Origin of the sequence: Catenulispora pinistramenti, from assembly GCF_018274385.1 — a bacterium.
GTDB classification, from domain to species: domain Bacteria; phylum Actinomycetota; class Actinomycetes; order Streptomycetales; family Catenulisporaceae; genus Catenulispora; species Catenulispora pinistramenti.
Genome location: NZ_JAAFYZ010000344.1, coordinates 1 through 7,384 on the forward strand (window position 1 = coordinate 1; position 7,384 = coordinate 7,384).

Consider the following 7,384-nt stretch of genomic DNA (forward strand, 5'->3'; position numbering starts at 1 on the left):
CCCCCAAGCGATGGCCCGCCCCCCAAACGACAGCCCGGAGTGCGGGCTCGGCCAGTGCTCCTTAGTGTCGGTGATCATGCAGGCCGAGCAGGCGCGCCTAGACGCGGCCGACGACGGACGTGTGCTGTGGCGTGCGTGGGGTCCGTATCTGGCGGAGCGGGCCTGGGGGACCGTCCGCGAGGACTACTCTGCCGGCGGAACGGCTTGGGACTATTTCCCGCACGACCACGCGCGCTCCCGGGCCTATCGCTGGAACGAGGACGGGCTGGCCGGGATCTGCGACGACCGGCAGTGGTTCTGCTTCGCGCTGGCGTTCTGGAACGGCCGCGACCCGATCCTCAAGGAGCGGCTGTTCGGGCTGACCGGTCCGGAGGGGAACCACGGCGAGGACGTCAAGGAGTACTGGTGGTACCTGGACTCCACGCCGACCCACTCCTGGATGAGCTGGCGCTACCACTACCCGCAGGACGCCTTCCCCTATTACGACCTGGTGGAGGTGAACCGAAGCCGCGGCGGGGACGACGCCGAGTACGAACTCGTCGACACCGGGGTCTTCGACGAGGGCCGCTACTGGTCGGTGACCGCCGACTACGCCAAGGCCGGGCCGCACGACATCTGTATCAGGGTCACCGTAGAGAACCGCGGGCCGCGGGAGGCGACGCTGCACGTGCTGCCCACCCTGTGGTTCCGCAACACCTGGGCCTGGGGGCTCGCCGACCACGGCGACTACCCGGTGGTGCGGGGCGAGGGGGCGCAGCTGGTCGGCGACCACAAGTTCGTGGGCCGGATCGTGCTGTCCGGCGACGGGACGCCGACCCCGCTGGCCTGTGACAACGAGTCGAACGGGCAGTTGTTGTGGGGCGTCCCCGGCCGGTCGCGCTATCCGAAGGACGGCATCAACGACCATGTGGTGCACGGGGCACCGACCGTCAACCCGGATTGCAGCGGCAGCAAGGGCGCGCTGCACTATGTGCTCACCGTCCCGGCCGGTGAGTCCGCGCAGATCCGGCTTCGGTTGACCGCCGACGGCCCGGACGCCGCCGACATCTCCGAGCACTCCAGCGCGTCCCCCGAGAGCACCGAAGACACCGAGGACACCGAGGACTCGAAAGACGCCACGGACATCAAGGACGCCGATGTCTCCGAGCGTCCCGAGCGGTCCGGCTCGGAACGCTCCGGTCCCGAGCGCTCCGGTTCCGAACGCTCCGGCTCCGATCGTTCCGGTCCTGAACGCTCCGAACCCGCAGCCACCGAACAAGCCCCGACCCACGCGCCACCGGACCTCGGCCCCGGCTTCGAAACCGTGATGGCCGCCCGCGAAGCCGAGGCGGACGAGTTCTTCTCCGAGCTCACCCCGGCCAGCTGCACCGCCGACGAGGCGCTGGTGCTGCGCCAGGCCGTCGGCGGGCTGCTGTGGTCGAAGCAGTACTACCACTACAACGCCGCCCGCTGGCTCAAGGGCGACCCGCTCTACCCGGTCGAGGACCGCCGCGACCAGGGCCGCAACGCCCGCTGGTGGCATCTGTCGGCGCGCGACGTCATCGCGATGCCCGACGCCTGGGAGTATCCGTGGTTCGCCGCCTGGGACCTGGCCTTTCACGCGGTCGCCCTGGCCCGGGTCGATCCGGCGTTCGCCAAGCAGCAGCTGGAGCTGCTCTTGGAGGGCTGGTACCTGCACTCCTCAGGCCAGATGCCCGCCTATGAGTGGAACTTCGACGACGACAACCCGCCGGTCCACGCCTGGGCCGCGCTCCAGGTGTTCCACCTGGACGGCGCACGGGACTTCGACTTCCTCAAGCGGGTGTTCCGCAAGCTGCTGATGAACTTCACCTGGTGGGTCAACCACGCCGACCCGGACGGCGACAACGTCTTCAAGGGCGGCTTCCTCGGCCTGGACAACATCGGCCCGTTCGACCGGCACTACGGGCTGCCGCCCGGGACGTTCCTGCAGCAGAGCGACGGCACCGCGTGGATGGCGATGTACTCGCTGAACATGATGGAGATGGCGCTGATCCTGGCCCGGAAGGACAGCACCTACCATGACCTGGTCCCGAAGTTCTACGAGCACTTCGCGCTGATCGCCGAGGCCGCCTACCGGATCGGCCTGTGGTCGGAGCAGGACGGGTTCTTCTACGACGTGCTCCAGGTCCCCGGCACCGGGCTGGTCCCGGTCCGGGTCCGCTCGGTGGTCGGTCTGCTGCCGCTGACGGCGGCCACCTCCGTCCCGACCTCGCACCTGCGCTCGATCACCGCGTTGTCGAACCGGGTGCGCTGGTACCAGTCGAACCGGCCCGAGTACACCGAGCACCTGGGCGACGACGCCGACGGCGGCCAGCGCAGGCTGCTGGCGATGGTCGGACCGGACCGGCTGGGCCGACTGCTCACGCACATGCTGGACGAGGACGAGTTCCTGTCCGGCCACGGTCTGCGGGCCCTGTCCCGGGAGCACCACGACCACCCGTTCTCGCTGGCCGTGGCCGGCAAGCGCTACACCCTGGAGTACGAACCCGGCGAGTCCCGGACCGTGATGTTCGGCGGCAACTCCAACTGGCGCGGCCCGGTGTGGTTCCCGGTCAACTACATGCTCATCGACGCGCTCGACCGCTACCACGAGTTCTTCGGCGACAGCTGGCGCACGCCGTTCCCGGCGCCGGACGGTCCGCCGGCCACGCTGCGCCAGATCGCCAACGACATCGCGCACCGCCTGGTGTCGCTGTTCCTGAAGGACGCCGACGGCCGCCGCCCGGTGTTCGGCGACGTGAAGCTCTTCCAGCACGATCCCGCGTGGCACGACCTGATCCCGTTCCACGAGTACTTCCACGGCGACACCGGCGCCGGGCTCGGGGCCTCGCACCAGACCGGGTGGACGGCGCTGGTGGTCAACCTGATCTTGCGGCGGGAGTCGGGGCAGCCGCCGCGCTATTAGCCGGGCTGTGGCGGTGCGCTGCCGGTGTGCCGCTGGTGCGTTGTTTCGGTGCTGATGATCCGTGTTCTGATGCCAGGACGCGGATCAGGAGTGGACTGTGAAGACCCCCGCCACCCCGGCCAGCCTCAGCGTCCTGGTGACGACGTCCGAAGGCGCCGTGAGCACCAGCGCCGCGCCGACGTCGTGGGTGGCGCGGTCCAGGGCCAACAGCACGCGCAGCCCCGCGGAATCCAGGAACTGCACGCCCGCGCAGTCGACGCGGATCTCGCTTCCCGGTACGACCAACGGCCGGACCGCGGTGTGCAGGCGGTCGGCGGTCGCCAGGTCGACGTCGCCGGTCACGACCACGGTGGCGGCCGGGCCCGGGGCGGTCGCCGTGACCGAGAACTCGTGCATGCTCCTGCTCCTGTCCGGCTCGCGAGGTCTGCTGTCCGACACTATCCGACCCGCACCATCCGACCCGGCGCGCGTCCGGCCCGTCGGTCTTCCCACAGACGTTTCCGCCGATGTTTTCGCAGGTGTTTCCGCAGGTGGGGCCGGGACGGTTGTGGGAAAATGAGCGTGGCGGCACCGGTTGACAGTACCTGACAAATAACGCACATGTTTGATCCCGGGAGAATCGGCCACCCGGCATGGAAGAGAACCAATCGCCGCGTGGAACGGCCGAGGGAGTGGAACCATGGCGCAGCGGATCGATATGACCCGGGCCGATCGGCCGATGCCGCCCGGGGCCGCCTCCGTGGTGCTCACTGTGCCGGCGCACAGGGACTACATCACCATCGTCCGCTCCGCGGTGGCCCAACTCGGCGCCGGATTCGGCTTCACGATCGAGGAGATCGGCAATCTGCGGCTGGCCGTGGACGAGGCGTGCAACCTGCTGGTCGGGTACCGGTCGGCCGACCCGGCGCCGAATGATCTCCAGTGCCGGGCGCAGGTGCACGGCGACCTGCTGCGGGTGACCGTGATCGCCTCCGCCGAGGCCGCGGAGCCGCCGGACACCGAGGGCTTCGGCTGGAACATCCTGACGGCGCTGGTCGACACGCTGGCCTGGGAGCAGGACCGGGACACCGTGCGTGTCGAACTGGAGAAACGCCGCGGCACCCGGGACCTTTGAGCGGGGCCGCCATGGACGGTACCCAGGACCGGCCAGGGCCCGATGAGGAGTTCCACACCATTTTCCTCACTTACGCGACGCCGGTGATCGCCGCCGAGATCAAACGCCACTTCCGGGACACGACGTGGGACGTCCACGTGCCGCGCCACATGCAGGAACTGTCCGGGGCCCTGCGCCAGGCCCGGGAATCGCTCGCCCAGCAGCTCGGACGCGATCCGACGGTGACCGAACTGGCCCATCGCCTGGACGCCGGCGTCGACGAGGTCGCCGACGCGATGGACGCCGCAGCGGTCTACAACGCGACCTCCCTCGACGTCGCGGTCGGTATGGCCGACGGCGACGGCTCCACCCTCGGCGACCTTTTCGGCGCCGACGACCCCGCCTACGACCTGATCGTCGACCGCGAATCGCTGAAGCCGCCGCTGGCCGGACTCGACGGGCGCGACAAGCGCATCCTGCTCCTGCGCTACTTCCGCAGCCTGCCGCAGACCGAGATCGGCGAGGAGATAGGCGTCTCGCAGATGCAGGTGTCGCGGCTGCTGGCGCGCATTCTGGGGGAGCTGCGTAGCGGGCTTGGCGTGCGGCCGGGTCGGGCGGATGCGGAGCGAGGGAAGGACGAGTGACGAGCCATGAGTGAGAGCGGCATGTAGAACAGCGTGTAGAGCGGCGCGGGCGGGTCATCAGCAGCAGACATTGCGCCGTGGTGCCGGGTCCTCGCCCGGATGACCGCCCGGGACCCCCAGAACCGGCCGAAGATCGGCGAGGTCAGGGCGTCGCCGGCGGCCGAGGGGCCGGAATCGGGGGGTTTGGTCCGCCGGTCATCGGGCACCCGATGGCAATGGCCGGTTTGAACTTGGCGCGCAAGTTGATCCAGACCCATCTGGTGGGCGGCGAGATGACGCCCGGGTCCGAGATCGCGCTGCGCGTGGACCAGACGCTGACGCAGGACGCCACCGGGACGCTGGTGATGCTGGAGCTGGAGGCGCTCGGGCTCAAACGCGTCCGCACCGAGGTCTCGGTGCAGTACGTCGACCACAACCTGCTCCAGGCCGACGAGCGGAACATGGCCGACCACCTGTTCCTGCGCTCGGCCGCACAGCGCTTCGGGCTGTGGTTCTCCCCGCCCGGCGGCGGCGTGTCGCATCCGGTGCACATGCAGCGCTTCGGGATCCCCGGCAAGTCGCTGATCGGCTCGGACTCCCACACCTGCGCCGCCGGTTCGCTGGGTATGCTGGCGATCGGCGTCGGCGGCCTGGAGGTGGCGCTCGCGATGGCCGGGGAGCCGCTCTACCTGACCATGCCGCGGGTGTGGGGCGTGCGGCTGACCGGTGAGCTGCCGGACTGGGTGAGCGCCAAGGACGTGGTGCTGGAGATGCTGCGCCGGCACGGGGTGAAGGGCGGGGTGCACCGGATCGTCGAGTACCACGGGCCCGGCGTGGCGTCGCTGTCGGCGATGGACCGGCACGTCATCGCCAACATGGGTGCCGAACTCGGCGCCACCGCCACCGTCTTCCCCGCCGACGACCGGGTCCGCGACTTCCTGCGCGCCGAGGGCCGCGAGGACGACTTCGTCGCACTCGCCGCCGACCCGGACGCCGACTACGACCTCACCGACGAGATCGACCTGGCCGCGCTGGAACCGCTGATCGCCAAGCCCAGCTCGCCCGGCGCGGTGGTGCCCGTGCGCGAAGTCGCCGGCACCCCGGTGCACCAGGTGGTCGTGGGCTCCTCGGCCAATCCCGGGCTCCGCGACTTCGCCATCGTCGCCGCCGTCCTGCGCGGCCGGCACGCCCACCCGCAGGTCTCCCTCGACGTCAACCCGACCTCGCGCGAGATCCTGGCCGACCTGACCAAGACCGGCGCGACGCTGGACCTGATCCGCTCCGGCGCGCGCCTGCACCAGACCGGCTGCCTGGGCTGCATCGGCATGGGCCAGGCCCCCGCGAAGGGTCGCAACAGCCTGCGCACCTTCCCCCGCAACTTCCCCGGCCGCTCCGGCACCCCCGACGACCAGGTGTGGCTGTGCTCCCCGGAGACCGCCGCCGCCGCGGCACTGACCGGCGCCATCACCGACCCGCGGGAACTCGGCTTCGACTACCCGACCCTGGACCTCCCGGAGTCGGCGTCCACGGACGTCGTGGTGCTGGAGCACCCGCTGCCACCAGGCCTGGCCCAAGAAGTCGAACTCGCCAAGGCCGAGAGCATCGGCGCCCTGCCGGAGCTGGACCCACTGCCGGACACCCTGCACATCCCGGTAGCGCTGAAAGCAGGCGACGACGTCTCCACCGACGAGATCCTGCCCGCCGGCGCCGCCGCACTCCCATACCGCAGCGACATCGCCAAACTCGCCGACTTCTCCTTCACCCGCCTGGACGAGACCTACCCCCGCCGCGCCCGCGAACTCGGCAACCACGCGGTCATCGGCGGCGAGAACTACGGCCAAGGCTCCTCACGCGAACACGCGGCGCTGGCCCCGCGCTCCCTGGGCCTGCGCATCGTGATCGCGAAGTCCTTCGCCCGCATCCACTCCTCGAACTTGGTGAACTTCGGCGTACTGCCCCTGGAATTCACCGACCCGGCCGACTACGACGCCATCCAGCCCGGAGACGAGCTGCAGCTTGACGCACTGGCACAGGGGCTGGCCGACGGGGAGTTCACGGTGCGGGACGTCACGCAGGGGACGGAGTTCCGGGTGCGGCACCGGCTTTCGGGGCGGCAGGTCGCGACGATTCGGGCTGGCGGGCGGATCGCTGAGCATGCGGGTGGTGGGAGTTAGCGCTCAGAACATCGCCTACCGCAGGGTCCCGGAGCATCATTAGTGGCGTGTCAGGCACGCTTTGCCCGGCCGTTCGCGACGGGGTTCGTGACGGGGTTCGTGACGCGCTGGTCGCCGGGCGGGATCCGTTGTCGGCTGGTGTTGTGGGCCGGGTTGCGGTTTGCCTGTGGTTTTTAGAAGCTTTTTACGGCCTTCGGTCATAGTTGTGCCGGTTCGGGGTTCGTGGTGGTGGGTGTGTTTGTCGGCTGCCGGTTCGCGCGTTCACAACCCCGCCCCACCTCAGGCCTCTTCAACTCCGGCAAGTCAGAACAAGGACACAGGCCAGATCAAGAGCAAGATCAACAGCGCAGGCAAGATCAAGATCTGAAGGTCAAGGTCAAGGTCAAGGGCTGTGATGAAGGGCCGGGCCTCCGGCGGGCCTCGGCAACCTCAGGGAAACTAGCGCGGTTCCCTAGGGTGGCTGGGTGAGTCTCAGCGGCGGCGGTTTGTGGGGTGGTGCGGTCCGTTCCCCTCGGTCGCGTCGTCAGCCCGGGGGGTACAGCACCGGTGTCCGGGGGTAAAGTCCGCG

At 69.6% G+C, this 7,384-nt stretch carries 5 protein-coding genes; 4 read left to right on the forward strand and 1 reads right to left on the reverse strand.

The annotated features are described in order from the left end of the window. Nucleotides 1-76 precede the first annotated feature (76 nt). The gene (locus KGQ19_RS50640; RefSeq protein ID WP_230420476.1) at nt 77-2,926 is read left to right on the forward strand and encodes an MGH1-like glycoside hydrolase domain-containing protein; all 2,850 of its coding nucleotides are present in this window, start codon (nt 77-79) and stop codon (nt 2,924-2,926) included. Nucleotides 2,927-3,010: 84 nt separating this feature from the next. On the opposite strand, the gene KGQ19_RS46160 is transcribed toward KGQ19_RS50640, so the two are convergent. After that, complete coding sequence (locus KGQ19_RS46160; protein ID WP_212021561.1) at nt 3,011-3,322, reverse strand: STAS domain-containing protein; 312 nt, start codon at nt 3,320-3,322, stop codon at nt 3,011-3,013. A gap of 283 nt (nt 3,323-3,605) precedes the next feature. On the opposite strand from KGQ19_RS46160, the gene KGQ19_RS46165 reads away from it, so the two are divergent. The 3 genes from KGQ19_RS46165 to KGQ19_RS46175 all read left to right on the forward strand — a co-directional run bounded on the left by KGQ19_RS46165 (nt 3,606) and on the right by KGQ19_RS46175 (nt 6,816). Beyond that, nucleotides 3,606-4,040 carry an ATP-binding protein gene (locus tag KGQ19_RS46165; RefSeq protein ID WP_212021563.1) on the forward strand — a complete coding sequence of 145 codons (435 nt, stop codon included), beginning with the start codon at nt 3,606-3,608 and terminating at the stop codon, nt 4,038-4,040. 11 nt (nt 4,041-4,051) lie between these two features. Next, nucleotides 4,052-4,663, forward strand: coding sequence for a sigma-70 family RNA polymerase sigma factor (locus tag KGQ19_RS46170; protein WP_212021564.1), 612 nt, complete (start codon nt 4,052-4,054; stop codon nt 4,661-4,663). 215 nt (nt 4,664-4,878) lie between these two features. Further along, nucleotides 4,879-6,816: an aconitate hydratase gene (locus tag KGQ19_RS46175; RefSeq protein WP_212021565.1), complete on the forward strand. Its 1,938-nt coding sequence runs from the start codon at nt 4,879-4,881 to the stop codon at nt 6,814-6,816. The last annotated feature ends 568 nt before the right edge of the window (nt 6,817-7,384 follow it).

Bases quoted from the DNA above. Each gene is read 5' to 3' on its own strand.
- KGQ19_RS50640 (WP_230420476.1), top strand. From the start codon at position 77: ATGCAGGCCGAGCAGGCGCGCCTAGACGCGGCCGACGACGGACGTGTG.
- KGQ19_RS46160 (WP_212021561.1), bottom strand. From the start codon at position 3,322: ATGCACGAGTTCTCGGTCACGGCGACCGCCCCGGGCCCGGCCGCCACC.
- KGQ19_RS46165 (WP_212021563.1), top strand. From the start codon at position 3,606: ATGGCGCAGCGGATCGATATGACCCGGGCCGATCGGCCGATGCCGCCC.
- KGQ19_RS46170 (WP_212021564.1), top strand. From the start codon at position 4,052: ATGGACGGTACCCAGGACCGGCCAGGGCCCGATGAGGAGTTCCACACC.
- KGQ19_RS46175 (WP_212021565.1), top strand. From the start codon at position 4,879: ATGGCCGGTTTGAACTTGGCGCGCAAGTTGATCCAGACCCATCTGGTG.